We start from the raw sequence: 25,335 nt of genomic DNA on the forward strand, positions 1-25,335 counted from the left end.
GACTGCCACTGGTTGTTACCTTTCCTCTTGGGTTTTACGCATGTTCGTCACCGGGGCCGCTAACGCGACGCAGTGATCGATTTCGGTCCACGTCCGACGGCAACGACTCCCGACTGAACTATTTCTCGAATTCCATAGGGGTCCAACATCTTCAGCAACGCGTCGAGCTTGGAGCGGGTGCCCGTCGCCTCGACCGTCACCGCCTCGGGAGAGACGTCGATGACCTTGGCGCGGAACAGATTCACCGTTTCGATGACCTCGCTCCGAACGCTGGCATCGGCGCGGACCTTGATCAGGACCAACTCGCGCGCCACCGAGGAATCGTCGTCCTGCTCGACGATCTTGATGACATTGATCAGCTTGTTGAGCTGCTTGGTCACCTGCTCGAGCGGGAACTCGTCGACCGTCACCACGATCGTCATGCGCGAGATATCGGGAATCTCGGTGCCGCCGACCGCGAGTGAGGAGATGTTGAAGCCGCGGCGCGAGAACAACGCGGCCACGCGCGCCAACACACCTGGCTTGTCCTCGACGAGAACGCTGAGGGTATGGCTGGTGCTCACAGGTCCGTGCCTTTCGCGTCGTTGTTCATCGGGTGCGGCGCCTGCTCGCGCTCCATCGCGTCGTCGAGTCCTGGCTCACTGCCCACGGTCTCGTCCTCGTCGAACAGCGGACGGATGCCGCGGGCGGCCATGATCTCGTCGTTACCCGTTCCGGCGGCCACCATCGGCCACACCTGGGCGTCGGCACCGACGATGAAGTCGATGACGACCGGACGATCGTTGATGGCGCGTGCCTGAGCGATCACCGCATCCACGTCCTCTTCCCGCTCGCATCGCAAACCGACGCAGCCCAAAGCCTCGGCCAGCTTGACGAAATCGGGGATGCGCACGGCACCGTGAGTTCCGAGATTGGTGTTGGAGTAGCGCTCCTCGTAGAACAGGGTCTGCCACTGCCGAACCATGCCGAGGTTGCCGTTGTTGATGAGCGCGACCTTGATCGGGATTCCCTCGACCGCGCAGGTAGCAAGCTCCTGGTTGGTCATCTGGAAGCAGCCGTCGCCGTCGATCGCCCACACCTCGGCGTCGGGCAGGCCCATCTTGGCTCCCATGGCGGCCGGAACCGCGTACCCCATCGTGCCGAGACCACCGGAGTTTAGCCACGTGCGCGGCTTCTCGTAGTTGATGAACTGCGCGGCCCACATCTGGTGCTGGCCGACGCCGGCGCAGTAGATCGCGTCGGGACCGGCGAACTTGCCGACCGAGGAAATGACGAACTCGGGAGACATGGAACCGTCGGACGGACGGTCGTAGCTCAACGGGTACGTCTTGCGGATGCCGTCGAGGTAGACCCACCACTGCTCGAGGTCGAGAGTCGTTCCGGTGGCGCGATCGGCCCGCAGGGCCTCGATCAGCTCGGTGATGACCTCGCCGCAGTCGCCCACGATCGGCACGTCCGCGTATCGGTTCTTGCCGATCTCGGCCGGGTCGATGTCGGCGTGGATGACCTTGGCATCGGGAGCGAAGGACGAGAGCTGACCGGTGACGCGGTCGTCGAACCGGGCACCGAGCGTGATCAGCAGGTCGCTGCGCTGCAGAGCGGCGACCGCCGCGACGGTGCCGTGCATACCGGGCATGCCCAGGTTCAGCTGGTGGGTGTCGGGAAATGCCCCGCGCGCCATCAGCGTCGTGACGACCGGGATGCCGGTCAGTTCTGCGAGCTCGAGCAGTTCTGCCGAGGCGTTGGCCTTGATGACGCCGCCACCGACGTACAGCACCGGCTGCTTGGCATCGGCGATGTAGCGTGCCGCTTCGCGAACCTGCTTGCCGTGCGGCTTGGTGACCGGGCGGTAGCCGGGCAGACGCATTTCCGGCGGCCACGAGAACGTGGTCTGCGCCTGCAGCACATCCTTCGGGATGTCGACGAGGACGGCACCGGGACGACCCGACGCGGCGATGTAGAACGCCTCGGCCATGATGCGCGGGATGTCCGCACCGTCGGTGATCAGGAAGTTGTGCTTGGTGATGGGCATCGTGATACCCGAGATGTCGGCTTCCTGGAACCCATCGGTACCGATGAGGCTGCGGGCGACCTGACCGGTGATCGCGACGATGGGAACCGAGTCCATCTGCGCGTCGGCCAACGGGGTGACGAGGTTGGTCGCGCCCGGGCCGGACGTCGCCATGCAGACGCCGACCTTGCCGGTCGCCTGGGCGTAGCCGGTGGCGGCATGACCCGCACCCTGCTCGTGGCGAACGAGCACGTGGCGCACCTTGACGGAGTCGAAGAGCGGGTCGTAGACCGGGAGAACCGCGCCACCGGGAATGCCGAATACGGTGTCGACGTCGAGTTCTTCGAGAGCTCGTACGACCGACTGTGCGCCGCTGACCTTCTCGGGTGCGACGTGGCGTCGCGATCCGTTGGTCGCCGCGTCTGCGGACGGGTTGCTGGTCGACGGGCTCGTGGCTGTCCCCGACTTACGTGTCGTGGGCCCTGGGCGTGCGGTTGGTGCGCTCACTGATTGCTTCCTCAGGAATGTGAAATTGCTGGGCGATCTCTGGGCAAGAAAAAACCCCCGTCAGCGTGAGCTGTACGAGGGTGGCGCGTCGATGCGAGTTTGAACAACCGGCTCAGGCGTTGACGCGCCGGCCGATTACGAGTATCCAATTCCGCTTCACGCACTGAACGGTAGGCGCGCGCACAGGGAAGAGTCAAACTCGTCACGACGCAATCCCATTATGTGAGATCGCGTAGATGCAATGCGAAGATGAATGGGTGTCGTCTTCGCAGCAGTCCGAACCACCTCGGCCATCATCCCACACCGGTTCCGAGCAACCGAACAGTGCCGACGGGCCACCGCCGTCGAGCAGGCAGGTCATCCGCCTCCCGCGTCTGGCCCTGATCGGCGTCGGGTTGCTCCTGTTCAGTACCTCTCTGCCTGCGGCGAGCTGGCCCGCCGCACTGGGTTGGCTGCTGATTCTGCCGATCGTCGCGTGCATCTGGGTGCTGCGTGTGCGCACCGTCATCACTCCCGAGGCGATCACGGCCCGCCGTTTCATCGGCTCCGACGTCATCGAGTGGGAGTCCGTGGTCGGACTGCACTTCCCCGATCGCCGCTGGGCACGCGTGGTGCTCACCGACAAGACGGAGAAGTCACTTCCGCTCGTGCGGTTCGATCGGCTCCCCCAACTCGCGGCCGCCAGCGGCGGTCGCATCACCGACCCCTATGCCGCGGCAGCTGCGGCGGAGGATCAGGCACGCGCAGAGGCCGAGAATGCCGAGCACGACGACGAACAGGCACCGAAGGATCGCTGACGAGCGGCCGAGTAATCTCCTCAATGCGATCACCGCTGCAACGAACGAGGAACTGCACTATGCCGCCGCTACGCTCACGGGTCACCACTGTCGGACGCAATGCTGCGGGCGCGCGCTCGCTGTGGCGCGCCACCGGAATGACCGATTCGGATTTTGGTAAACCGATCGTCGCCATCGCGAACTCGTACACCCAGTTCGTACCCGGCCACGTTCACCTGAAGAACGTCGGCGAGATCGTCGCCGACGCCGTCCGCGCGGCAGGCGGAGTCCCTCGCGAGTTCCACACCATCGCCGTCGACGACGGAATCGCCATGGGGCACGGGGGCATGCTGTACTCGCTGCCCAGCCGCGAGATCATCGCCGACTCGGTCGAGTACATGGCCAACGCCCACACTGCGGACGCACTCGTGTGCATCTCCAACTGCGACAAGATCACCCCCGGCATGCTCAACGCGGCCATGCGATTGAACATCCCGGCGGTGTTCGTCTCCGGTGGGCCGATGGAGGCCGGTAAAGCGGTGGTCGTCGGAGGGGTCGCGCAGGCACCCACCGACCTGATCACCGCGATCTCTGCCAGCGCGAACGATGCCGTATCCGAAGAGGGCCTGGACGAGGTCGAGCGCAGCGCGTGCCCTACATGCGGGTCCTGCTCGGGCATGTTCACCGCCAACTCGATGAACTGCCTCACCGAAGCGCTCGGGCTGGCGTTGCCCGGCAACGGCTCCACTCTGGCCACCCACGAGGCCCGCCGCGCCCTGTTCACCCGGGCCGGCACGACCATCGTCGAGGCGGCGATCAAGTACTACCGGGACGAGGACGAGTCGGTGCTGCCCCGCAACATCGCCACCCCGGCGGCATTCCGCAACGCGATGGCACTGGACGTGGCGATGGGCGGCTCGACCAACACCGTGCTGCACACGCTCGCGGCGGCGCAGGAGGGCGAGGTCGATTTCGATCTCGACACCATCGACGGCATCAGCCGCAAGGTGCCGTGTCTGGCCAAGGTGTCCCCCAATTCGGATTACCACATGGAAGACGTGCACCGGGCGGGTGGAATTCCCGCCCTGCTGGGTGAACTGCGGCGTGCGAATCTGCTCGAGACCGACGTCTCGACCGTCCACACGAAGAGCTTCGACGAGTGGCTCGACACGTGGGACATCCGCTCCGGTGCCGCATCCGACGAGGCGATCGAGCTGTTCCATGCCGCTCCCGGCGGTGTCCGAACCGTCGAACCGTTCTCCACGAGCAATCGCTGGTCCTCCCTCGACACCGACGCCGCGGGTGGTTGCATCCGCGATCTAGAACACGCCTACACGGTCGAGGGCGGTCTGGTGGTGCTGCGCGGCAACATTGCCGTCGACGGCGCGATTCTGAAGACCGCGGGCATCGACGAGGACCTCTTCTCGTTCCAGGGACCTGCGCTGGTCGTCGAGTCTCAGGAAGAAGCCGTCTCGGCCATCCTGCAGAAGAAGATCCAACCCGGTGACGTGCTCGTCGTGCGGTACGAGGGACCCAAGGGTGGACCGGGAATGCAGGAGATGCTGCACCCGACGGCGTTCCTCAAGGGTGCCGGTCTGGGCAAGGTCTGTGCCCTGATCACCGACGGACGGTTCTCCGGCGGTACGTCGGGCCTGTCCATCGGACACATCTCCCCCGAGGCTGCGGCCGGCGGCGTGATCGGCCTCGTCGAGAACGGCGACCAGGTCCGCATCGACGTCGCCACGCGCACGCTCGAGATCCTCGTCGACGAGGAAACTCTGGAGACTCGACGCGCGAAGATGCTCGCGTCCGAGCGGCCGTGGCAGCCGGTCGACCGACAGCGCCCGGTCACGACGGCGCTGCGCGCCTACGCCGCACTGGCGACATCCGCGGACAAGGGTGCTGTGCGCTACGTGCCCTGAGCAGAAAAAGCATGTGAGTGGTTCCTCGTAGCAGGCTACGAGGAACCACTCACAAGGTTGGTTGTCGACCGGATCAGCGGACGACCGGATTCGCTCCGTTGAGGAAGATCCAGATGCATACGCCCGCAGCGATTCCCACTGCGAGTGCGAGGAACGATCCGATGCGCGGGCGGGTCGCCCAGCCGCGGCGGCCGTCGAACGCGATCTTTCCGGGTCCGGTGAGAATGATGGCCGCGGCCGCGAAGCCGAGAACGGTTTCGTACTCCACGCCGGTGGCACCGGAGAACTGCAGCCCCGGCTCCGCCACCTGCTTGAAGCACCAGGCGTTGATGATGGTCGCCAACACAGCTGCACCGGCCAGCGGCGTCGCCAGTCCCAGGATCAGCAGTGCGCCGCCGAGGGTTTCGCCGGCCGCGGCCGCGATGGCGAGGATCTCCGGGTATCGGAACCCGGACTCCTCCAGGAGATTCTGAAATCCGTCCAGCCCGGGACCGTTCCACAATCCGACGAGCTTCTGTAAGCCGTGCCCGAGGAACACTGCTCCGATGGCGACGCGTAGGACGAACAGGCCCAGATCGGTGGTGCCGCGTCGGGCCGGAACTTCCACGGTCTCGGTGCGCACCGGGGCTGCCGGGGCGGCGACTGCCGAATCGGAGGACTCACCGAGATACTCCGTCGGACGATCCGAGTACGCGTTCGAGGTGGCACCGGCCGTCGTAGGCGTCTGGGTCGGCGAGTCGGCGAAGGCCGACGGGCGGTACGTCGGGATCTTCTCTGTCGGTGCCGCATCGGTGCTCCGCTTGTCGGATGCGGAGGAATTCGGGAAGTCCAACTCGTCGTCGGTTCGGGGCAGACGATCCGAACGCTGCGCACCGAACGCTGTGGTCGATGCACCGGACGCGTCGGAACCCGAACGCGTGGGCGAAATCTTCTCGGTGGGGTTGTCGTACGGGCTCTCGGCCGGTTCGTACGAGGGATCCTGCTGGTTGGGGTCACGCGGTGTATCGGTCACCTCCCCACACTAAGGCCGACAACCCCGCGCCACCGACGTTGACGCTCACGGCCGCGTGGCGCGTCGAACTCGACGTTCCGTAACGTTCGAACCATGAAGCCGCTCGGAGCATCGTCACGAACTGCCCGCGCGGCTGTCGTCGCCCTGTCGACGACGGCTGTTCTGCTCGCCGGGTGCGCCCGATTCGACGACTCCAACTCGTCCCCGTTCACCCCCGCGCCGGATGTCGGAGCTGCCGAGCTCAAACCCACCACACCCAGCGAGACCTCGCCCCCGGCGGGTCCGAACGCCCCACAGCCCGTCTCGGGACCGTGCGTGGATCCCGACCCGGCAGTGATCGCCACCTGCCTCGACACCACGGGCGGACTCGTAGCTCTTCCCGACGGCCAGAGCAGCCTCGTGGCAGAACGCAGGACCGGCCGCATCATGGAGGTCACCGCAGGCCGGACGCCACAGCAGGTGGCCACGATCCCCGTCGACGGCACGGGCGACGGGGGTCTGCTCGACATTGCTCTCTCGCCCACGTACGCCGAGGACAAATTGCTCTACGCGTTGATCACGACGGCGTCGGATACGCGGGTCGTTCGGCTCGCGCAGGGGGACGTACCCAAGGACATCTTGACCGGGATCCCCCGCGGGGCCGCGGGAGTCCGAGGTTCCCTCGAGTTCTACACGCCGAACGAACTTCTGGTGTTGACCGGTGACAACGGCGATGCCGTGGCCGCCGCCAACCCGAACTCGTTGTCCGGCAAGCTGTTACGCGTGACATCACTGTCGCCCACTCCCACTCCCCCGCGTCCGGGTATCGCGCTCAGTGGCATCGGTACAGCGGGCGACGTGTGCACCGACGGCAGCGGGAACATCTACGTCACCGACCGCACCGCCACCGAGGATCGCCTGCAGCGCATCGACAAGCTGGGAGCAGTGTTCTCCCCGGTGTGGACCTGGCCCGACCGTCCGGGTGTGGCCGGGTGCGCCGCCGGTCAGAGCGGCGTCGCGGTTGCTCTCACCACAGCGAAAGCTGTTGCAGCACTGGCCACGGACCCGAACACCGGAGCGGTGTCCGCCGAGCCGACCCTGTTGATCCAGGACAAGTACGGGCAGTTGAACGGGGCGACCAGCACGAGCGACGGTCAGATTCTGGTGGGGACGGTGAACAAGAACGGCACTGCCGTCGGCCCCACCGACGACCGCGTCGTCAAGGTGCCGTTCCCTGCCGGCGGTGGTGGCGGCTTCGACTGATCCGACAGCTCCTTCGAACGACCAGGGCGGCCGGGCAGCAATCGCTGCCCGGCCGCCCTGCTCATGCGTCGATCAGGACTGACCGCACGCCGCCAGCACGAGTTCCTTGACTCGGGCGGCATCGGCTTGTCCCCGCGTCGCCTTCATCACCGCGCCGACGATGGCACCGGCGGCCTGGACCTTGCCACTGCGAATCTTGTCCACCACACCGGGGTTCGCGGCAAGTGCTTCGTCGACGGCGGCTTGGAGCTTGGTGTCGTCCTTCTCCAACACCAGGTTCCGCGCCGACATCACCTCTGCGGGCTCGCCCTCACCGGCCAAGACGCCGTCCACGATCTGACGGGCACCGTTGTTGTTGACCTTGCCGTCGGCCACCAAGGCTGCCACCTCGGCCACCTGAGCCGGAGTGATCGCCAGATCCCCCAATTCGACGCCGGCGATGTTGGCCTGCTGCGCCAGGTAAGACACCCACCACGACCGCGCAGCCTGCGCCGACGCGCCCGCGTCGACGGTCGCCGCCACGAGTTCGAGAGCACCCGAGTTGACCAAGTCGCGCATCTCCTCGTCGGAGACGCCCCAGTCCTTCTGAATTCGCCCGCGGCGCAACCACGGCAGCTCGGGCAGAGTGGCTCGCAGCTCCTCGATCCACGCCGCATCCGGGGCCACGGGAGCGAGGTCGGGTTCCGGGAAGTAGCGGTAGTCCTCCGCGGTCTCCTTCTTCCGGCCCGCCGTGGTCGTGCCGTCGGACTCCTGGAAATGTCGGGTTTCCTGCGTCACCTCGCCGCCGGATTCGAGCACCGCAGCCTGACGGCGCATCTCGTAGCGCACGGCGACCTCGACGCTCTTGAGCGAGTTGACGTTCTTCGTCTCGGTGCGAGTACCGAACTCGGTGGCCGACTTCCGCATCAACGAGACGTTGGCATCGCAGCGCAACGAACCCTGATCCATCCGCACGTCCGAGACGTTCAACGACTTCAACAGGTCACGCAATGCGGTCACGTACGCCCGCGCCACCTCCGGTGCCCGCGCCCCGGTACCGGTGATGGTCTTGGTCACGATCTCCACCAGGGGCACACCGGCGCGGTTGTAGTCGAGCAACGAATGCGACGCGCCCTCGATTCGTCCGGTTGCGCCACCGACGTGCGTCGACTTGCCGGTGTCTTCCTCCATGTGGGCACGCTCGATCTCGACGCGGAACGTGCTGCCGTCGTCGAGCACGACGTCGAGGTAACCCTCCGTGGCGATCGGCTCGTCGTACTGCGAGATCTGGTAGTTCTTAGGCTGATCCGGGTAGAAGTAGTTCTTCCGCGCGAACCGTCCCCACGGAGTGATCGAGCAATTGAGCGCCAGCCCGATACGGATCGCCGACTCCACCGCAGCAGCGTTGACCACCGGCAGTGCGCCGGGGAGGCTCAGGCACACCGGGCACACCTGCGTATTGGGCTCCGCACCGAACGCGGTGGGGCAACCACAGAACATCTTGGTGGCCGTACCCAACTCGACGTGGACCTCCATGCCGAGCACGGGGTCGAACGTGGCGAGCACATCGTCGTAATCGATCAGATCGACGGTTGCAGCAGTCATGCTCCGTAGTTTATGCATTGTATTCGCCACCCGAGTAACCACGTGTCCTCGGGCACCGATCGCCTCGGGGTCAGCCGAAGAACGCTGCCGCGTCGTCGTACCGGGTCTGAGGGACCCGCTTGAGTTGTTTGGTGGCCTCGGCCAACGACACCAGGCCGATCTCGGCACCGCGCAGCGACACCATCTTTCCGAAGTCTCCGGAATGCGCAGCATCGGTGGCGTTGACACCGAATCGCGTTGCGAGCACACGGTCGTACGGAGTGGGAGTGCCGCCGCGCTGCACGTGACCGAGCACCGTGGTGCGTACCTCTTTGTTGATGCGACGTTCGATCTCGACGCCGAGCTGATGTGCGACTCCGGTGAATCGGACGTGACCGAATTCGTCGATACCGCCGTCGAGCAATTGCATCGACCCTTCGACGGGCTTGGCCCCTTCGGCCACGACGCAGATGAAGTGGGAGTCGCCCCGCTGAAAACGCTTGCGCACCAACGTGCATACCTCTTCGACGTCGAAGGGCTGCTCCGGGATGAGAGTCATGTGCGAGCCCGAGGCCAATCCCGCGTGCAACGCGATCCAGCCTGCGTGTCGCCCCATCACCTCCACCAGCATCACTCGCTGGTGCGATTCGGCGGTGCTGTGCAGTCGGTCGATCGCATCGGTGGCGATGGTGAGCGCCGTGTCGAAGCCGAATGTGACGTCGGTGCAATCGATGTCGTTGTCGATCGTCTTGGGGACACCGACCACCGGTACGCCCTCCTCCGACAGCCACGCAGCTGCCGTCAGAGTTCCTTCACCGCCGATCGGAATCAACACGTCGATGCCGTTGTCCTCGAGGGTCTGCTTGACTCGGTCTAGACCGGCCCGCAGCACGTCGGGGTTGGTTCGAGCCGTCCCGAGCATGGTGCCGCCCTTGGTGAGCAGCCGGTCGTTGCGGTCGTCGTTGCGCAGCTGGACCCGACGGTCTTCGAGAAGCCCGCGCCACCCGTCCTGGAATCCGACGACCGTGGAGCCGTATCGCGCGTCGGCGGTGCGAACGACAGCGCGGATCACCGCATTGAGCCCTGGGCAATCGCCGCCTCCGGTCAGAACTCCGATGCGCATCGATTTTGGCCTCTCTGCTCGCAGGCCCGCGGAGCGGACCGAAGTGACGAACATCAGCCTAATCGGGCGTGGGTCCCCGCGCGCGCCGGTACCGGTCGGCCTCACTTGGGCGTGACGACACCGGTTTCGTAGGCCAGCACGACCGCCTGCGCGCGGTCGCGTAGCCCGAGCTTGCTCAGGACCTTGCCCACATGGGTCTTGACCGTCTGTTCGGCCAAGAACAGCGCACCTGCAATTTCCGCATTGGACATGCCGGTCGCGATGAGTTCGAGAACCTCGCGCTCGCGCGGCGTCAGATCGGCCAGGCGGGAAGGAGTGTTCCTCCGCGCTCCGCGACGGGTCGTGACGTCGGAGATAAGGCGTCGGGTCACCGACGGTGCCAGCAGCGCATCGCCTGCCGCGACGACTCGTACGCCTCTGATCAGTTCCTCGGCCGCCGCGTCCTTGAGGAGGAATCCGCTGGCCCCGAGAGCCAGGGCCTCGTAGACGTAATCGTCGATGTCGAAGGTCGTCAGCATCAGGACACGGACCGGCGACGCGTGCGACGCGGACAGGATCGCGCGGGCCGCGTCGAGCCCGTTCATCTCGGGCATGCGCACGTCCATCAGCACTACGTCCGGCAACAGCCGCGCTACCTCGCTGACCGCGGTGCGACCGTTGTCGGCGTCGCCGACGACCGAGATGTCGTCCTGAGCGCCGAGCAGTGCACCGAACCCCTGCCGCACCATCGCTTGATCGTCGGCGATGAACACCGTTGTAACCACGCGTGACAGCCTAAACCGCGTCGCCGGCGTCAGCCGTTGCCGGCGGAGTCGACATTCCGGTCGGCACACGAACCGCAACCTCGAACCCACCGCCGGGCAGAGGGGCGGCATGCAGCCGGCCGTGTGCGGCCTGCGCTCGCTCGCGCATTCCCGCGATTCCGTGCCCGCCGCAATCGCTTCCGGGAGTGCGGGAGATGCTCGGGTTCGGAGCCGGTGCGTTGACCACCGTCATGTCCACGACGGCAGGGCCGATCGCGATATCCACCTCCACCTCGGCTTCGGGCGCATGGCGCGCGGCATTGGACAGCGATTCCTGCAGAATACGGAACAGGGCCAGTCCTGTTGTCTCCGAGACCGATTCGACGGTACCGGCGATGGCCCACCGCACATTCATGCCCGCTCTGCGACTTGCCTGCAATGTGCGTTCGAGATCCAGTGCACTCGGCGCGGGCGCGTCCTGCATCTGCGCTCCATCGCTACGCAGTACCCCGAGCATCCCCCGGATCTCGTTGAGCGCCTCGCGTGCACTCGCGCCGATCGACTCGAATTCTCGAGCCGCGGCCGGTGACACGTCGTCCAGTCGGTACGGCGCACTCTGGGCCTGAACGACGACCATCGACATGTGGTGTGCCACGACGTCGTGCAGATCGCGGGCGATCTTCGCCCTCTCCTCGAGAATCGTGCGGCGAGTGCGTTCGAGTTCGCTGACCTCCTCCTGCTGCGCGAGCTGCCTGCGCGAAAGAACGAGCCACCGGATCAGCAGCCCGAACACGACCACGGCAGTCAGGCCCACCGACCACCCGATTCCGTCGGAGCCCGGCATGTACGCGAAGAACACCAGCATGCTGGCCAACCACGCCACCAACAGCACCTGCGCCGGAGAACGCAGCGCGACCGCGAACAGCAACGCCAACAGGACGAGGATGTGCACCACTTGCCACGGGTAGTCGTAATCCGGAACGCGGTCGAACGCCGCCGGAATCACCAACGCGGACAGCGACGATACCGCCCACCCCATCGCGGGATTGAGTCTGATCAGAGCGAACGGAAACGCTGCCAACGCTGCGACGAACGGTAGCAACGGAACCGAAACCTGATGCGTGACCGTCAGTGTCGGCCACGCGATCGAGTACAGAATTGCCGTCACCGCGATGATCAGCACGTCGACTGAACGGACGCCGCCGATCTGCTCGGGCACCCGGCGCCGAGCACGTACCCCGAGTTCGAGACTCGTCGACCTTTTCTTTCGCACGTCTCGAGCCTAGGCAGCATCGACCGCCGGCGTCCTCGTACCGGGGTATCGGTTCGGCATGGCTCGGAGGTATCAGGACCGCGTCGAACCGGTCCCGGGGGCACTCACCACAGCCGAACCTCGGAGCGATGCTTGCCTCGGCCGGCCGAACTTAGCGTCGATCCTCATGAGCCGGAACATATCTCGCACCCTGATGTGCGTGGCAGCTGCCATCGTCGTCGTGACCGCCACGACGGGAGCAGCAACGTCGTCACCCACCGAGGACCGTCGCTCCCCCGTGGCACAGACCGTTCGTGCACTGGTCACCGAACCCGCCGAGGACGCTGCGTCGACCATCCCGAGCGACTTCGCAGACGTCATGGGCTACCGGCCCGCGGTGCAGGACGGGATGGCGAGCAATCCCGGCGGGGATTGCTCGTCCCCGATCCCACTGCCACCCGAGTTCGAGGCTGCGTGCCGAGCCCACGACCTGGGCTACGACCTCCTCCGTTACGCGAACGCGACGGGCACGACCGTCGACCCACAGTGGCGCAGGGCGATCGACGCCCAACTCGACAGTCGCATGCACGACGCCTGTCACCATCGCACCGACGACGGGTCCCGGCAGATCTGCGACGCAGCTGCGGTCGTGGCGGCAACGGCAGTCGACCTCAATTCCTGGCGACAATCGTTCGGTGCACCGGTCGCCGAACCCGCCATGCCCCTGACACTGTTCGGAGCCGTGCTGGCGCTGACGCTGCTGATCGCGTCCGTTGTCGCGCGGTACCGACGTGTGTCGATGACCCCGACCCGCACGGACCGACGCTGATGTCCACCACGGCCATCCCGGACCGCGAGGTCGAGACCCCAGTCGCATCGGATGTCGAGTCGCCCAACCGTCTTCGCTTGCCGAGACTCGGCACGTCGGTGTCCGTTGCAGCGGCTGTGGCGATCTCCTCGGCTCCGTCACTTCTGCCCCGCTCCGCCGTCACTGCGGCCCTGTTCACCGGATTCATGGTGGCACTCGCTCTGACGGTCGCATGTGCGGGCCGACGGGTGTTCGGGCCACGACGGCCCGCGTCGCTACGGCTACGAGCGTGGACCGTCGTCACTGCTGCATTGATCTCGGGCGTCGCGTTGGCCTCGAACATGCAGTGGCAGAATCGATTACGAGCCGCGATGGACGTCGAGCCGGTGAGCTGGAGCTACGCCGTCGACGTTACCGGGGGTGCCCTGTGCGTTGCGCTCGTACTGTGCGGAGCCGGTAGCGCGCTCCGGCGAATCTTCTCCGCTCTGGGCCGGAACCGTTGCGTGGCACTGCTCGTCACGGTCGCTGCATTGTCGTACACCCTGGCCGTTCCGTTCGTGCGGTCCACTCTGTCGGCCTCGTACTCGGCCTCGAACTCGGCGATGGACGACGCAGTGGCCGCCCCGACATCGGAGACGAGATCCGGCGGTCCCGGATCCTCGGCGCCGTGGCGCACGCTGGGACGCGAGGGCCGCGCGTTCGCGTCGGGAGGGCAGGATCTCGATACCGTACGGACGTACGTGGGACTCGAGTCGGCCGCGACACCGGACGAGCGTGTGGCACTGGCCGTCTCCGAGATGGAACGGGCTGGAGCCTTCGAACGCAGCGTCGTCGTGGTCGCGATTCCCACCGGGTCCGGCTGGGTGGACGAGAATGCGATCACCGGGGCCGAAAGAACGTTCGGCGGTGACGTCGCGACGGTGGCGGTGCAGTACTCCGACAAGCCGAGTTGGGCGACCTTCCTGTTCGCCGAGGACGACGCCCGCCGGTCCGCGAACGCCGTGGTTCGAGCGGTCGCCACCCGAGCGGCGGCGGAGCCGACCACACCGAAAGTCGTCGTGTACGGCCAGAGCCTGGGTTCGGTTGCAGGAAGTGATGCGTACCTTGCTGTGCGACAGAACATTTCGTCACTCTGCGGGGCGGTCTGGGCCGGCCCGCCCGCGGGATCGGTCGACACCGACGGTGCCGCAGTCCTCGCCAACTCCTCGGACCCCGTCGCGCGATGGTCTCTCGATCTGTTGTGGTCGCCGCCGGATACGACGACGTTCACGCTCGACGCCCCACGGCCGCCGTGGTTGCCTGTCGTCGGCTTCCTGCAGACATCCGTCGACCTGCTCGCCGCATTGGATGTCACGTCGGGCCACGGCCATAGATACGGGACCGACCAGGGTGAGGCCATGGCTCGCTGCCGCTGAAAGGGAGTGCTGAACCTCAGCCGAGCAGACCGAGCCGATTGCCGAGCCAGTCCATCTCCTGATCGAGCGCCGGAGCCCAGACCTGCATCGAGTGTCCTCCCGGCAGCTCGCTGTAGTGCACATCCATGCCCGCGGCGGCGGCTGCCCGGTAGGCCCGCTCGGTCTGCGGCCTGAACTCCTCGTCGTCGGCTCCGACGACGAAGGCACCGGCAGAGTCGGGAAAGCTGTTGCGGGAGAGTACGTTCAAAGGCGTAGAACGATCGAACCGATCCTCGTCGGCCGGTGTGTCCGCCCCGTACGCAGCAAGGACCGACTCCGCTCTGGTGCCACGACGTTGTTCGTCCTCACCGGAGATGTCGAGAAATGTGGGGTACGCCGACGGTTCCGTCGTCGCGAGCTGGAGGGCGCAGGTTCCGCCGTAGGAGTACCCGCCGACCGCCCAGGATCGCGGGTCCGAGGACACGTGGAGGTTCGACCGAACCCACTGCGGGACATCGACTGTCAGATACGTCGCAGCATTACCGAGGTCCGAATCCATGCACATCGGGTTGGCTTCGGTGTCCCCCAGCCCGTCTGCGACGACGACAACCGGGGCGACGCCGCCGTGACGTGCCGCGAACGCGTCCATCGTCTGCGGTAGTCGACCACCTTCGATCCAGTCGACCACATGGCCGGGCTGTCCCGTGAGCAACACCAGTACCGGGAGGTCGTCCGCCCCGTCGTCGTACGCGGCCGGGAGATAGACCGTCGCCGGACGAGCACGGAACTGCGACACCGTGCCGGGCACCTCCACGTCGAACAACCGGCCGTGTCCTTCGACGTGCACGACCGGCGCACGCCCGAGTGCCGACGCGGCCGTGGGGTACCGCGTCACCGTCAGGTTGGTCAGTACGGCGGTCGCCACCAGGAGCGCCGCTGCCAGGCCCAGTGCGCTCAGCCCACCGACGGGCGAGCCGAGCGGACGGCCACGGCGGATGCTAACCACGATCGCACCGGCGGCCACGATCGCCAGCACCGTGGCCGCCGCCAATCCGATGACCGGGACCGCTCCACCGAGCAAGGGCAGATGCGCCAACCGGGCGGCCCACCGATGCAGCACCTCGAACTACCGCAGATCGCCGCGGGCAGCCTCGTACGCAGCGCCGACGCGGTAGAGCCGCTCGTCTGCGAACGCGGGAGCCATGATCTGCAGACCCACCGGCAGACCGTCCTCGGACGCCAGACCGGACGGCACCGACATCGCGCAGTGGCCGGCGAGGTTGGTGGGCAGGGTGCACAGATCGTTGAGATACATCGCCATCGGGTCGTCGACTTTGTCGCCCAACGGGAATGCCGTCGTCGGGGTCGTCGGCGATACGAGCACATCCACCTTCTCGTATGCCGCGTCGAAATCCTGCGCGATCAAGGTGCGGACCTTCAGGGCCGACCCGTAGTACGCGTCGTAGTAACCGGCCGACAGCGCGTAGGTGCCGATCATGATGCGGCGCTTGACCTCCGGCCCGAACCCCTGAGCGCGGGTGGTGGCCATGACCGACTCGGCGCTGTGGTGGCCGTCGTCGCCCGCACGCAGGCCGTACCGCATTCCGTCGAACCGAGCCAGGTTGGACGACACCTCGGACGGGAGAATTAGGTAGTACGCAGCCAATGCGTGGACGAAGTTGGGGCACGACACCTCGACCACCTCGGCACCGAGTGAGGTCAATGCGGCCACTGCGGCGTCGAAGGACGAGATGACACCGGACTGATAGTTGTCCGAGTGCAACTCCTTGACCACACCCACCTTCACTCCGGTCAGGTCGCCGCGAGCGCCCTCTCGGGCCGCCTCGACGACGGGACGAACCGGGGTGTCGACCGACGTGGAATCCCGCGGGTCGTAACCCGCGATGACCTCGTGCAGCAACGCGGTGTCGAGCACCGTACGACCACAGGGTCCACCCTGATCCAGCGAGGAGGCGCAGGCGATGAGTCCGTACCGCGAGACGCTGCCGTACGTCGGCTTGGTTCCCACGGTGCCGGTCAGTGCCGCGGGCTGCCGGATGGATCCACCGGTGTCGGTGCCGATGGCCAACGGTGCCTGGAACGAGGCGAGCGCAGCCGCGCTTCCGCCTCCCGAGCCGCCCGGAATCCGGGTGGTGTCCCAGGGGTTCTTGGTCGGTCCGTACGCGGAGTTCTCGGTCGAGGAGCCCATCGCGAACTCGTCCATGTTGGTCTTGCCGAGAACCGGAATGCCCGCGGCTCGCAGCTTCGAGGTCAGCGTCGCGTCGTACGGCGACACCCACCCGTCGAGAATCTTCGAGCCGGCGGTGGTCGGCATGTCGGTGGTGGTGAACACGTCCTTGAGCGCCAACGGCACCCCGGCGAGCGGTGAGGCCGGTGCCGAGCCCGCGGCCAGCCCGGCGTCGACGTCGTTGGCCGCGGCCAGCGCCTGCGCGCTCGCCACATGCAGAAAAGCGTGAAGGTCGCCGTCGACCTCGGCAATCCGATCCAGATGTGCCCGGGTCACCTCCACCGCACTGACGTCACGCGAGTGGATACGGTCGGCGAGCTCGGACGCGTCGAGCTTGGTCAGGTCGGTCATTCGCTCTCTCCCAGAATCTGCGGCACCGCGAAACGGCCCTCCTCGGCATTCGGTGCACCGGACAGCGACTGCTCCGGCGTCAGACCGGGAACGATCACGTCGGGACGCGTCACATTGACGATGTCGCTGGGGTTGGCTGTCGGCGCAACGTCGTCCGTCGCCACCTCGGCGACGGTCTTGACGTGATGGAGGATCGAATCCAACTGGCCGGCGAACTCGTCGAGTTCGGCGTCGCTGAGAGCCAAGCGCGACAGCCGGGCGAGGTGAGCGACCTCGTCGCGGGAGATATCGGGCACCGCGTAGACCCCTTTCACACAGTAGGAGTGGGGCCTGCAGGAACCGGCCCCGTATTTGCGCAGAGCGAACCGCACAGGTCCGCGAACGCGGTCCAGCCTAGTGCGCACCGTTTCGCCGACCTCACTCCCGGTCAGCGGTCTCGATCGGCCGCCGATCTCGCCCGCACGAGTGTCAGAATTGTCACGTCCCGCGTTGCGTGTCGAGCCGGCCAGGTCGAAGATGCAAAGATTGCTCGCGCCGGGGGTGCACAGTGTTCCCTGAACTACGCCAGACGTCGAAAGGGAGCGTGCCATGTCCTACCTGCTCCGCGTGCAGCTGCCCGACCGGCCGGGCAGCCTCGGATCGCTGGCCGTGGCCCTCGGCTCGGTCGGAGCGGACATCCTCTCGCTCGACGTCATCGAACGCGGCGACGGCTACGCGGTCGACGACCTGGTGGTCGACGTTGCGCCCGGTTCGCTTCCCGACACACTGATCACTGCAGCCGAGAACCTCACCGACGTCCGCGTCGACTCGATCCGCCCGTACACCGGCGTTCTCGACACCCATCGCGAACTGGAACTGATCGACCGGGTCGCAGCGGCATCCGACGACCGTCTGCAAGTTCTGGTCGACGGCGCTCCCCGCGTTCTGCGCGTGGGCTGGAGCACCGTGGTGGCCACCAACGCGCACGGTCCGTTCCGCCTGGTCGGTAGCCCGGGCGCACCCGAAACACACGCCGCCGAACTGCCCTGGTTCCCGTTGACCTCTCCCGCTGCACTCGACTCCGACGCAGACTGGGTACCTCAGGTGTGGCGGGACATGGACACCAAGATCGCTGCCGCTCCCCTCGGCACCACCGGCACCGTGCTGATGCTCGGCCGGCCGGGAGGGCCCGAGTTCAGGCCGTCGGAGGTAGCCCGGCTCGGTTACCTCGCCGGGATCGTCGCAACCGTCCTTACCTGATCACCGGAACTCGCCCGGTCTCCCCTACTGCTACGCGTCGGTGTCCGTCGTCGGCTCCGACACTGCGTCCGGGCCCTCGGTCAACAGACGCGTGAACCCTGCCTCGTCCAGGACCGGTACGCCGAGCTCGACGGCCTTGTCGTGCTTCGAACCGGGCGATTCACCGACGACGACGAACGCCGTCTTCTTCGAAACCGAACCTGCGGCCTTTCCACCCCGCAGCAAGATCGCTTCTTTGGCCTCGTCGCGCGAGTAGGAGTCGAGCGAACCGGTGACGACGATCGACAGGCCTTCCAGATTTCGCTCGATGGAGGCGTCTCGCTCGTCCTCCATCCGCACACCGGCATTCCGCCATTTCTCCACGATGGCCCTGTGCCAGTCGACCTCGAACCATTCGGACACAGCAGCCGCGATGGTGCCGCCCACCCCGTCCACCGCCGACAACTCCTCGACGGACGCTGCTTCGATGCGCTCGAGGCTGCCGAATTCTCCGGCGAGGGCTCGTGCAGCGGAGGGGCCGACGTGGCGAATGGACAGGCTCACCAGCACTCGCCACAGAGGCTGATTCTTGGCGGAGGACAGATTGTCGAGCAGTTTGCGCCCGGTGGCCGACAATGCGCCCGATTTCGTGCGGAAGATCGCAGTCTTCATCAGGTCTTCTTCGGTGAGCGAGAACAAATCGCCCTCGTCCTCGATCGCACCGGTGGCCAGAAGATCCGTCGCCGCTTCGTATCCGAGACCCTCGATGTCGAAACGCTGCCGTTCGGCCACGAAGAACACACGCTCACGGCGTTGCGCCGGGCAGAACTGCGAATTGGGGCAGCGCAGGTCCGCGTCGCCGTCCTTCGCCGGTGCCAACGGCGTCGAGCATTCCGGGCATTCGGTGGGCATGACGAATTCGGTCTCGTCGCCGGTCCTGGCGTCGACGACCGGGCCGAGCACCTCCGGAATGACCTCTCCCGCTTTGCGAATCGTGACGGTGTCACCGATCAGAACACCCTTGCGCTTGACCTCCGACGCGTTGTGCAGGGTCGCGAGAGACACCGTGGACCCCGCGACGAGCACCGGCGTCATGTACGCGAACGGAGTCACTCGACCGGTTCGGCCGACGCTGACGCGAATGTCCAGCAGGGTGGTGGTGACTTCCTCAGGTGGGTATTTGTACGCGATGGCCCACCGCGGTGCTCGCGACGTCGTTCCGAGCCGACGGTGCAACGACATCTCGTCGATCTTGACCACCAGGCCGTCGATCTCGTGCTCGACGTCGTGGCGGTGCTTGTCCCAGTACTCGACCTTCTCGACGACGGCATCGATGCCCTGCACGCGCGTCGTGTGGGTCGAGATCGGCAGACCCCACGCCTGCAGAGCCTCGTAGGCGTGCCACTGCGAATCGGGGGTGAAGCCGACCATCCGTCCGAATCCGTGACAGATCATGCCGAGACGCCGCTTCGAGGTCACGGCCGGGTTCTTTTGGCGCAGCGAGCCCGCCGCCGAGTTCCGTGGATTGGCGAACGGGGGTTTGCCCTCTTCGACGAGCGCCGCGTTGAGCGCCTGAAAGTCCTCGAGCCGGAAGAACACCTCACCGCGCACCTCGAGCAGCTCCGGAATCGGATATTCGGCGCTGCCGGTCAAGGTATCGGGGATGTCGTCGATCGTCCGAGCATTGAGCGTGACGTCCTCGCCGGTCCGCCCGTCACCTCGGGTCGCACCGCGCACGAGAGTGCCGTTCTCGTACACCAGGTTCAACGCCACACCGTCGATCTTGACTTCGCACAGGTAGTGCAGATCCGGACCGGCCTCGGTCTCGACCCGCTTGGCCCACGCACGGAGCTCGTCGTGATCGAACACGTTGTCCAAGCTCAGCATTCGTTCCAGATGGTCGACGGCGGTGAACTCCGTCGCGAAACCACCGCCCACGAGTTGGGTCGGTGAGTCGGCCGTACGCAGGTCCGGGTGGGCTTGTTCGAGATCGTTCAGTTCGCGCAGCAGGGCATCGAATTCACCGTCCGAGACGATGGGCGAATCACGTACGTAGTAGCGGAATTGATGTCCACGTACTTCCTCGGCCAGTGTCTGCCACCGCTCGCGGTCGGCAGGGGTGGCAGGATCGAGTTCGACTCCGGCAGCCTCGGCGGCATCGTCGGTTCCTGCAGGCAGTTCGGTCGGCTCAGGCACGTGACGAAGATTATCCGACGGCACCGACATCGAAACGATCCTGCGTCCGGAAGGCTATCTGCCCATCAGGCCCAGCAGCAGGGTGGCGGCGATCAACGCCACCGCGCAGATTCCGGCAGTCAGCGCGAATCCGGTCAGGAAGTCGTCGGAGTAGATACCGCCGAGGACGGAGGCCATCACCGAGAGCAGGACACCGGCGGGCAGACCGCGCCGCTGGGCGTCCGAGAGTCGATACATGTCTCGATCATCGCAGATCCCCGTGTCAGATCTCGTCGACGACCACACTGTTCCCGCCGGACTGCTTGGACCGGTACATCGCCGCGTCCGCCGTGCGAGCCGCTCGTCCCACGACGGAGGTGCCCACGTCCCACAGCGCGGAGTCCTCACGCAGCAGTGCCATACCGACGCTCGCCGTGACCGGAATGTCGTCCCGGTGGTCGCACAGCACGCGCACCACATCGACGCCGAGGTCGACGGTGCTCTGCGCATGTCCGACGACGGCCAGCAGAAATTCTTCGCCACCGGTTCGCGCGAGCACTCCGCCGTGGTGGCGGGCGAGTCTGCGCAGCCGATCCGCGACCCGGACGATGACCTCGTCGCCCCGGCTGTGGCCGTAGCGGTCGTTGACGGCCTTGAACTTGTCGATGTCGACCACCAGGAACGCCATCGACAGTCCGCGTTTGTTCGCGAGCTGCCACAGGTCGAGCAGTTCACTGTCGATACCGCGGCGGTTGTACACCCCGGTCAGAGGATCGAGTACCGACCGCTTGGCGTCGTTGGACAACGTCGTCCACGCCACCTGCGCGAACACCGGTACCGCCACCGTTGCCAGCAACAGCACCACCGTCGCCGTCGCGACCGCCGGTCCGTCGACGGCAACCACCTCGCCGTCCATCACAGCGAGGAACGTGCGAATACCGAAGCCGATGATGAACGTCGCCGTCCACACCAGGTGGGCTACGAGCAATCGAGGACTGAGGAAATACGTACAGAACGCTCCGGTGACGGCGAACAGCACCGTTCCGATCAAGGACGCGACCGGCGCGTACAACACCAGCACCGAGGTCGTCAGAATGTCGCCGAACGCCAGGAACCCGACGAAGAACTTCTTCCCGGGGATCGGGCCGAACACGCACCGTGCGGCAACGAGTACCTGCGTGAACAGGACGAAGAAGACCCACCCGATTGCCGGCGAGCCGGTGGGGCCGAGATCGCTGAACAACATGAGAATCGACGTGAGGGCATACATCAGGACGGCGGTGCCGAAGACGACCCGGATGATTCCCGTCAGTGGACGAGTGGACCGGTGGTTGAGGATCCATTCGAAGTCGTGCGGAGCCCGGTACCAATCCGACGTGGCGGCGGCGAGTTTGGCCAGAACTCCGCGTCGATGCCGGCCGGAACGTCGGAGGGAGGCGACTTCATCGAAGCCGCGACCACCTGATGCCATGTACGAACTCCCACCGATTCAAAGCAGACCCCCGACGGCCGTGTGAATGATGTCACACCTGTTGTGCGTCCCGAACGACCCGGGACGGAGCCGCAGGACGCTCCAGGCATTCCGACTCGGCACACTGTGTTTCGTCACAATGTCCCGGTCCGTGGTCACAACGATTCGGGTGCGTCCCGATAAGCCGCGACAACCTCGTGGGTGAGAGCCGTTGCTCGACGAGCCCACTCGGGCGTGCTTCCGGCCAAGCCGCAGGACGGCGTCACCGACACCTGCGAAGCGAGTATCGAACGATCGAAGCCGAGGCTGTCGACCAACTTCACACCGGGCTCGGCGCACTCGCGCCACAAGGGTGGTCGGTCCGGGGTTGCCGACGGCACCGATCCCAGTACGAGGGTCTTGCCGGCCTGGAGCAGCTCTCCCAGCGCATCGAGGTCGGTTCGGCGCAGCTCGTGTGCATCCACGGCCACCGCGACGGCTCGGGTTCGGCGCAGCAGATCGACGGGAGCTCCCCCGTCACAGCAGTGCACAGCGACCGGTAACGCGATGGTGTCGATCAGTGAGTCGAGCAGGTCCAGAACCTCCGGTTCCGGGATCGCGCGCACCGAGTCGATACCGGTGATCCCGGTCAGACTGCCCGCGAGAACGGCGGCGAGACTGGGTTCGTCGAGTTGGACCACCACGTTCGCCGAGAGTCTGCGTGCCACTTCTGCGCAGTGCAGGCGCAGCCCTTCGCCGAGGGATTCCGCGAAGTGCCGTAGAGCGCCGCGGTCGGTCAGCGCGCGGTGTCCGTGCCGCAATTCGACCTGCGCGGCCATGGTGAACGGTCCTGCAGCCTGCACCTTGATGGTCCGGCCGGCACCGCGTAGTCCCGCGACCTCCCACAGTTCCTCGAGCACGTCCAGATCCTCGGTGAGAAAGTCGGTCGCACGGCGACCGGCCAGCATCGGACGCGGTACGACGCGGTAGCCCGACGTCCGGACGTCGAGTTCGACGTCGACCATGATGGCTCCGGTGCGGCCGATCATGTCGGCACCGAGCCCGCGCCCTGGCAGTTCGACCACGTGTGGCAGTTCACCCAGCTCGCCGAGGACGATGGCGACGGCCTCACGAACGTCGGTGCCGGGCCACGAACCTATGCCGGTCGCCAGCCCTCCGAACGTGCTCGGGGTCACTCGCGCTCGGATCGGGTGCCCGAGATGGTCGAGCTGCCGATCACGATGTCACCGTGAATGTCCTTGCGGTACAACACCGCTGCCTGCCCTTTGGCGACACCGGTCAAGGGTGCCCGGAGCTGGATCTCCATCCCGTCGCCGACGGCCTCGGCAACCGCGTCGGTCAGCCCGCCGTGCGCCCGAACCTGTACGACGCATTCGATGGGCCCGGTGGGCGCGGTGCCCTCGGTCCACACTGCGCGGTCTCCGGTGATGGACCAGACGTCCAGCTTCTGCGCCGAACCGACCATGACGGTGCCGGTGTCCGGTTCGATCGAGGTGACGTAGCGCGGACGGCCGTCCACGGCCGGTCCTTCCACCCCGAGACCCTTACGCTGGCCGATGGTGAAGCCGTGCACACCGTCGTGGTCCGCCAACTCGGCTCCGGTCTCGGAGTCGACGACCTTGCCGGGACGAACGCCGATGTGTGCGCCGAGGAAGGCCCGGGTGTCGCCCGAGGGAATGAAGCAGATGTCGTGACTGTCCGGCTTGTCGGCGACGGCGAGACCCCGCTCGGCTGCTTCCTCGCGGATCTCGGACTTGGGGGTGTCGCCGATGGGGAACATCGCACGCGAGAGCTGCCCGCGGTTCAGGACGGCCAGCACGTAGGACTGATCCTTGTCGGCGTCCACCGCACGCCGCAGAACTCCGTCGTGCAGTTGCGCGTAGTGCCCGGTCGCGACGGCGTCGAAGCCCAGTGCCAACGCGCGGTCCGCGAGCGCGGAGAACTTGATCTTCTCGTTGCACCGCAGGCACGGGTTGGGAGTCTCCCCCGCGGCGTACGAGGCGACGAAGTCGTCGATGACGTCTTCTTTGAACCGATCCGCGAAGTCCCAGACGTAGAACGGTATTCCGAGGACGTCGGCAGCTCGGCGTGCATCCCCGGCGTCTTCTTTCGAGCAGCACCCGCGAGAGCCGGTCCGCAGCGCCCCGGGAGCGGTGGACAGCGCCAGATGAACGCCCACGACGTCGTGCCCCTCGTCGACGGCTCGAGCCGCGGCGACTGCGGAGTCGACTCCCCCGCTCATGGCAGCAAGAACACGCATCAGCGATTTCCTCCTCGAGCTCCGACGCCGGCGAGTCCGGCGGCACGAGCACGTTCGACGACCTGCGGCAGGGCCGCAAGCACAGTGGTGATGTCCGAATCGGACGAGCCGGTTCCCAAAGAGAACCGAAGGGATCCGCGGGCCACGCCCGGATCGCACCCGAGCGCGATCAGAACATGGCTCGCGCTCGCCACACCCGCCGTGCAGGCGGATCCCGTCGAGCATTCTATGCCCGCGGCGTCGAGAAGCATCAACAGCGAATCCCCCTCGCACCCGGGGAAGGTGAAGTGCACGTTTCCGGCGAGCCGCCCGTCGCCCTCCGGGCCGTTGAGGATGGCGTCGGGCACCACCTCGCGAACCCCGGTGATGAGTCGATCACGCAACGCGCGAGTTCGTTCCCCGTGCAGCGACAGATTCTGCACCGTCGAGCGCAGTGCGGCCGCCATCGCGACGACGCCGGCCGTGTCGGGCGTGCCGGACCGGACGTCACGTTCGTGACCACCACCGTGGAACAGCGGCACGCACGGGACCTGACGGCCCAGCAACAGGGCTCCGACGCCCTGCGGGCCCCCGAACTTGTGCGCGGCGATACTCAGGGCGGACAGACCGCTGTCGGCGAATCCCACTGGTAGGTGCGGTACGGCCTGCACGGCGTCGCTGTGCATCGGAACGCCGTACTCCGCGGCCACCGCTGCGAGTTCGACGATCGGCATGACGGTGCCGATCTCGTTGTTGGCCCACATGACCGTCACCAGCGCGGTCTCGTCTGCGTGCAGAGCCAGCTCGGCGCGCAGCACATCGGGGGTGACCCGGCCCTCGTCGTCGACCGGGAGCCAGGTGACAGTCGCCCCTTCGTGCGCGACGAGCCACTCCACCGCGTCGAGCACGGCGTGATGCTCCACCGAGCTGGCGATGATCCTGGTCAGTGCGGCGTTCGAGTCTCGACGGGCCGAGAAGATGCCCTTGACGGCGAGATTGTCGCTTTCGGTACCACCGGAGGTGAAGATCACCTCGGACGGGCGCGCACCGAGGTCCGCGGCGATCGACTCGCGAGATTCTTCGACTCGGCGACGGGCGGACCGGCCCGAGGTGTGCAGCGACGACGCGTTCCCGACGGTGCCGAACACCGAGTTCATCGCCTCGATCGCACACGGCAACATGGGAGTGGTCGCGGCGTGATCGAGGTACACCGATGGCTGCGGCGGGGCGGGGGCAGGCGTACTGCGCACAGAAGGCATAACGCGCTCGACGATACCCGG

The 25,335-nt window shown here is 66.4% G+C and carries 22 protein-coding genes; 6 read left to right on the forward strand and 16 right to left on the reverse strand.

The window, feature by feature from the left end; translation table 11 throughout:
- Positions 1 to 59: 59 nt before the first annotated feature.
- Complete coding sequence (ilvN, locus tag CH281_RS20715; RefSeq protein ID WP_008717436.1) at positions 60 to 563, reverse strand: acetolactate synthase small subunit; 504 nt, start codon at positions 561 to 563, stop codon at positions 60 to 62.
- Positions 560 to 2,518, reverse strand: a complete 1,959-nt coding sequence (locus tag CH281_RS20720; RefSeq protein ID WP_032366369.1) for an acetolactate synthase large subunit — start codon at positions 2,516 to 2,518, stop codon at positions 560 to 562. The genes ilvN and CH281_RS20720 overlap by 4 nt, the downstream gene beginning before the upstream one ends.
- A gap of 257 nt (positions 2,519 to 2,775) precedes the next feature.
- Here CH281_RS20720 and CH281_RS20725 point away from each other — a divergent pair, with 257 nt between their 5' ends.
- Together CH281_RS20725 and ilvD are read left to right on the forward strand one after the other, a co-directional pair.
- A complete protein-coding gene (locus CH281_RS20725; protein ID WP_179274019.1) occupies positions 2,776 to 3,315 on the forward strand; it encodes a PH domain-containing protein in 540 nt (179 codons plus the stop codon).
- 59 nt (positions 3,316 to 3,374) lie between these two features.
- A complete protein-coding gene (gene ilvD / locus CH281_RS20730) occupies positions 3,375 to 5,216 on the forward strand; it encodes a dihydroxy-acid dehydratase (RefSeq protein ID WP_032387209.1) in 1,842 nt (613 codons plus the stop codon).
- A 73-nt stretch (positions 5,217 to 5,289) separates the two neighbouring features.
- Here ilvD and CH281_RS20735 read toward each other — a convergent pair whose 3' ends face one another.
- Entirely contained in the window at positions 5,290 to 6,228 is a 939-nt protein-coding gene (locus CH281_RS20735) for a DoxX family protein (protein ID WP_094695451.1), read from the reverse strand.
- 93 nt (positions 6,229 to 6,321) lie between these two features.
- Between CH281_RS20735 and CH281_RS20740 the strand changes: the two genes are divergently transcribed.
- Positions 6,322 to 7,470, forward strand: coding sequence for a PQQ-dependent sugar dehydrogenase (locus CH281_RS20740; protein ID WP_048318244.1), 1,149 nt, complete (start codon positions 6,322 to 6,324; stop codon positions 7,468 to 7,470).
- 72 nt (positions 7,471 to 7,542) lie between these two features.
- Here CH281_RS20740 and gatB read toward each other — a convergent pair whose 3' ends face one another.
- From gatB to CH281_RS20760, 4 genes are all read right to left on the reverse strand, one after another.
- Entirely contained in the window at positions 7,543 to 9,054 is a 1,512-nt protein-coding gene (gatB, locus tag CH281_RS20745) for an Asp-tRNA(Asn)/Glu-tRNA(Gln) amidotransferase subunit GatB (RefSeq protein WP_027496639.1), read from the reverse strand.
- A 70-nt stretch (positions 9,055 to 9,124) separates the two neighbouring features.
- The gene (locus CH281_RS20750; RefSeq protein ID WP_032366581.1) at positions 9,125 to 10,156 is read right to left on the reverse strand and encodes an ATP-dependent 6-phosphofructokinase; all 1,032 of its coding nucleotides are present in this window, start codon (positions 10,154 to 10,156) and stop codon (positions 9,125 to 9,127) included.
- A gap of 101 nt (positions 10,157 to 10,257) precedes the next feature.
- On the reverse strand, positions 10,258 to 10,920 hold the full coding sequence (locus tag CH281_RS20755; RefSeq protein WP_032391549.1) for a response regulator: 663 nt from the start codon (positions 10,918 to 10,920) through the stop codon (positions 10,258 to 10,260).
- Between the two features lie 10 nt (positions 10,921 to 10,930).
- Complete coding sequence (locus CH281_RS20760) at positions 10,931 to 12,118, reverse strand: sensor histidine kinase (RefSeq protein ID WP_094695452.1); 1,188 nt, start codon at positions 12,116 to 12,118, stop codon at positions 10,931 to 10,933.
- A gap of 220 nt (positions 12,119 to 12,338) precedes the next feature.
- On the opposite strand from CH281_RS20760, the gene CH281_RS20765 reads away from it, so the two are divergent.
- Complete coding sequence (locus tag CH281_RS20765) at positions 12,339 to 12,980, forward strand: hypothetical protein (RefSeq protein ID WP_032407037.1); 642 nt, start codon at positions 12,339 to 12,341, stop codon at positions 12,978 to 12,980.
- A complete protein-coding gene (locus CH281_RS20770; RefSeq protein WP_094695453.1) occupies positions 12,980 to 14,374 on the forward strand; it encodes an alpha/beta-hydrolase family protein in 1,395 nt (464 codons plus the stop codon). The genes CH281_RS20765 and CH281_RS20770 overlap by 1 nt, the downstream gene beginning before the upstream one ends.
- Before the next feature lie 16 nt (positions 14,375 to 14,390).
- Here the strand turns inward: CH281_RS20770 and CH281_RS20775 are convergent, their stop codons facing one another.
- From CH281_RS20775 to gatC, 3 genes are read right to left on the reverse strand one after another with little or no spacing between them, the layout of a single operon-like run.
- The gene (locus CH281_RS20775; protein WP_256983881.1) at positions 14,391 to 15,473 is read right to left on the reverse strand and encodes an alpha/beta hydrolase; all 1,083 of its coding nucleotides are present in this window, start codon (positions 15,471 to 15,473) and stop codon (positions 14,391 to 14,393) included.
- Between the two features lie 6 nt (positions 15,474 to 15,479).
- On the reverse strand, positions 15,480 to 16,952 hold the full coding sequence (gatA, locus tag CH281_RS20780) for an Asp-tRNA(Asn)/Glu-tRNA(Gln) amidotransferase subunit GatA (protein ID WP_032366363.1): 1,473 nt from the start codon (positions 16,950 to 16,952) through the stop codon (positions 15,480 to 15,482).
- On the reverse strand, positions 16,949 to 17,248 hold the full coding sequence (gene gatC / locus CH281_RS20785) for an Asp-tRNA(Asn)/Glu-tRNA(Gln) amidotransferase subunit GatC (protein WP_027496634.1): 300 nt from the start codon (positions 17,246 to 17,248) through the stop codon (positions 16,949 to 16,951). The genes gatA and gatC overlap by 4 nt, the downstream gene beginning before the upstream one ends.
- 292 nt (positions 17,249 to 17,540) lie before the next feature.
- Here gatC and CH281_RS20790 point away from each other — a divergent pair, with 292 nt between their 5' ends.
- Positions 17,541 to 18,191, forward strand: coding sequence for an amino acid-binding protein (locus CH281_RS20790; RefSeq protein WP_027496633.1), 651 nt, complete (start codon positions 17,541 to 17,543; stop codon positions 18,189 to 18,191).
- A gap of 30 nt (positions 18,192 to 18,221) precedes the next feature.
- Here the strand turns inward: CH281_RS20790 and ligA are convergent, their stop codons facing one another.
- The 6 genes from ligA to CH281_RS20820 form a co-directional block, all read right to left on the reverse strand.
- A complete protein-coding gene (ligA, locus tag CH281_RS20795; RefSeq protein WP_370878680.1) occupies positions 18,222 to 20,366 on the reverse strand; it encodes an NAD-dependent DNA ligase LigA in 2,145 nt (714 codons plus the stop codon).
- A 54-nt stretch (positions 20,367 to 20,420) separates the two neighbouring features.
- On the reverse strand, positions 20,421 to 20,603 hold the full coding sequence (locus CH281_RS20800) for a hypothetical protein (RefSeq protein WP_027496631.1): 183 nt from the start codon (positions 20,601 to 20,603) through the stop codon (positions 20,421 to 20,423).
- Positions 20,604 to 20,628: 25 nt separating this feature from the next.
- The gene (locus CH281_RS20805) at positions 20,629 to 21,816 is read right to left on the reverse strand and encodes a GGDEF domain-containing protein (protein ID WP_052053331.1); all 1,188 of its coding nucleotides are present in this window, start codon (positions 21,814 to 21,816) and stop codon (positions 20,629 to 20,631) included.
- A gap of 155 nt (positions 21,817 to 21,971) precedes the next feature.
- A complete protein-coding gene (locus tag CH281_RS20810) occupies positions 21,972 to 22,991 on the reverse strand; it encodes a methionine synthase (RefSeq protein ID WP_027496629.1) in 1,020 nt (339 codons plus the stop codon).
- Positions 22,988 to 24,076 carry a tRNA 2-thiouridine(34) synthase MnmA gene (mnmA, locus tag CH281_RS20815; protein WP_027496628.1) on the reverse strand — a complete coding sequence of 363 codons (1,089 nt, stop codon included), beginning with the start codon at positions 24,074 to 24,076 and terminating at the stop codon, positions 22,988 to 22,990. The genes CH281_RS20810 and mnmA overlap by 4 nt, the downstream gene beginning before the upstream one ends.
- Positions 24,076 to 25,314, reverse strand: coding sequence for a cysteine desulfurase family protein (locus CH281_RS20820; protein WP_072692098.1), 1,239 nt, complete (start codon positions 25,312 to 25,314; stop codon positions 24,076 to 24,078). The genes mnmA and CH281_RS20820 overlap by 1 nt, the downstream gene beginning before the upstream one ends.
- Between the last annotated feature and the right edge of the window lie 21 nt (positions 25,315 to 25,335).

It is taken from the genome of Rhodococcus sp. 06-221-2, assembly GCF_002258365.1.
GTDB lineage: Bacteria > Actinomycetota > Actinomycetes > Mycobacteriales > Mycobacteriaceae > Rhodococcoides > Rhodococcoides fascians.